Raw genomic sequence first — 2,699 nt, 5'->3', positions numbered from 1 at the left:
GGAAGGTGAGATCCCCGTTCGCAATCTGATTCAGCACGGACGAGATTTCATCAATATATTGGATGTACTGCTTCAGCCGGTCGACTGTTTTGGAAATGGCAATGAAAACCTGCCCAACTTCATCAGTTGATTTTATTTCAACGGAAACATCCAGATTTCCTTGTGCAATCTTGTTTGCCACTTCTTTTAATTTTACCAGCGGATTAGTGATACTCTTTGATATAACCACGATCAGCAAAAGCAAAATAATTAGGGCGATCACAGAAATTAGAATTACAGTCTGTAATACCGTGTAATAGGAATTATAAAATTCGCTTTCCGGCAGGCCGGTAGTGATGGTCCAACCGGTGTTTCCTACCGGGGAAAGATATCCGTAATTGGTTTTTCCCATTGCGTTATAGGTGAGAAGACCCTCTTTTTTGCCCTGAATCGCCTTCACAGCGTTTTGGGACAGATTTGACTCGGTGATACTTTTATTTTTCAGGGATTCGTCCGGATAATAGACCAGTTGTCCGCCCGCGCTGGTAAGAATATAAAACCCTGATTTTCCGAGCTTATAACTTTTGATTGTGCTGTAAAGACGGTCCAGCGTAATATCTACACCCGCAAAGCCGACCAGATTGTCGCTTTTGTAAATCGGGCATACTACGCTCATAACTATTTTTCCGGTAACGGTGTCTTGATAAGGCTCAACGAAGACGACGCTCTTTTGGGTAGTCGCCGCCTGATACCAGGGCCGTTCGGAGAGCGTCATGCTGTAAAGCTGGTCCGAGTTGTTTAGGACAGCCTTATTGGTTGCACAGTCAGCTACCCATACGGCGGACAAGGTATCGGGATCCGTCTGATAGATATTCTCCGTGGTAGCTTTTACCCCGCCGAACCCCTCTTTTGTATTGCTGTTTTTTATTTCGGGCGACTTTTCAAAATATTGCTGCAGTAAATCATTCGCTGCCATCTGTTCCACGATATCGCTGTATTTTGTCAAAAAGTTATTGGCCTGGTAGGCGGCGGCCTGCGTTTTTGCGGTCAATTCGTTGGTCGTCAAGTTTGAAACAGACTGTTTAATCGTCTGCGTGATAAATACCGTAGTGCCGACCAGAATAGCGGTGACCGGAATGCCGATAAAAATTAAAATTTTCCTCAGTAAACTTTTTTTCTTCATCTTTCATTTCCCTCCAAATTTGCATGGCTTGATAAAGATTTCCTCAAACAGGTGAGATTGGAAAAATACCCAGCAGAAATGGATGAATGCTTCTTAACCCGGGGAAAAGTTCCACTCGGGTTTTAAATGGATATATTTTCCTAAAAATTTACCTGTTTTTGTAATTTTTATCGGTTTTAAATTATAGCCCCTGGTTTTCTGGCTATGTCAAGAGAAGTTCGCAATTTGGGGACTCCACGAAATGAATTAAGCTGCGCTTAGCAGAAGTGTCTGAATCGATTTGGGATTCAAATATGCTCTGGAAACGGACCAGTCTTCAGCGTATTCCATGAGATATGTTGTAACCAACCGCAGATAGGAATCTTTGTTTGGGAATATCCCGACGACGTTGGTTCTGCGCCGGATTTCCTTGTTCAGCCGTTCCAGCATATTGGTCGATGAGATTTTACGGGCATCAAGCTCGGGGAATGCATAGAAAGCCAGTGAGTCCTCCAGCCCGTCTTCCAGAAGCTCGATTGCTTTGGGAAACCGCTTCCCATATTGCTCCGACAACTGTTTTGCGCGCTGTCGCGCTAATTGGACGGAAGGCGCCAGCCAGATTTCTTTCAGTTGGACCGCAAAGGATTCTTTTTCTTTCTGCGGTATATGGGCCAGAATATTTCGCATGAAATGCACTTTGCAGCGTTGCCAGGATGCGCCGGGAAAACTTTCTCGGATGGCGGCAATCAGCCCTTTGTTCGCATCGGAAACCACCAGCAGCGGTGTTTTCAAGCCGCGATCCAAAAGACTTTGAAACAACTGGGAATAGCTCTCTTTGGATTCGTCCAGCATCGGCTCCACGGCGAGAATGTCCCTGTGCCCTTGCTCGTTGACGCCGCAGACAACCATCACCGCCATGCTGACGACACGGCCATCCATACGGACTTTTTCGTACAGGGCATCCGTCCAAATGACAGGATAACGAGTATCCGTCAGAGAACGGTTGCGAAATTCCTGTACCTGTTCATTGAGCCCTTTTGTCATCTCACTGACCTGACTGCGGGAGAGGTTCTCTATCCCCAGACTGTGAGCCAACTTTTCCATCTTCCGTGTGGACACGCCCTGCACGAATGCCTCCTGAATAACCTGTACCAGCGCCGCCTCGCTGCGTTTGCGTTCAGTGACAAAGAACGGGATATATCCATGGCTGCGCAGCTTTGGCACCATGAGATACATCGTCCCTACGCGAGTATCCAGCCTCCGGGGACGATATCCGCAGCGGTAGTCACTTCGAGACGGATTGTGCGCATTCTTTTCCGCCCCCACAAGGCCGGAAACCTCCGCCTCCATCAGTTGAGCGCAGAGCCATTCCAGCATACTGAGCATCGGGTCGGGCTCCGCCATACATTTCAGTAGCAATTCCGTAAGATCTGTGTTATTCTTTCCTTGAGTCATTGGGACCAACTCCTTTTTGAATGTCTTGACACCATTCATTTTAAAGGAGTCCCAATGGCTTTTCTATACCTTCTCGAAATTGCGAACTTTATTGTACTCTATC

The 2,699-nt window shown here is 46.8% G+C and carries 2 protein-coding genes; both read right to left on the bottom strand.

Features of this window, described 5'->3' with window-relative positions; genetic code table 11:
- The coding region (locus P9B68_RS11670) for a HAMP domain-containing protein (protein ID WP_277669120.1) at positions 1–1,162 on the bottom strand (1,162 nt) is incomplete at its 3' end.
- 246 nt (positions 1,163–1,408) lie between these two features.
- Positions 1,409–2,596 (bottom strand): IS256 family transposase, encoded by a 1,188-nt coding sequence (locus tag P9B68_RS11665; RefSeq protein WP_135661204.1) that lies wholly within the window; start codon positions 2,594–2,596, stop codon positions 1,409–1,411.
- Positions 2,597–2,699 lie beyond the last annotated feature (103 nt).

Origin of the sequence: Caproiciproducens galactitolivorans, assembly GCF_029266045.1 — a bacterium.
Lineage (GTDB): Bacteria > Bacillota > Clostridia > Oscillospirales > Acutalibacteraceae > Caproiciproducens > Caproiciproducens galactitolivorans.
The sequence above is the reverse complement of the archived record's forward strand: the minus strand, read 5'-3'. Positions and strand labels throughout refer to the sequence as shown.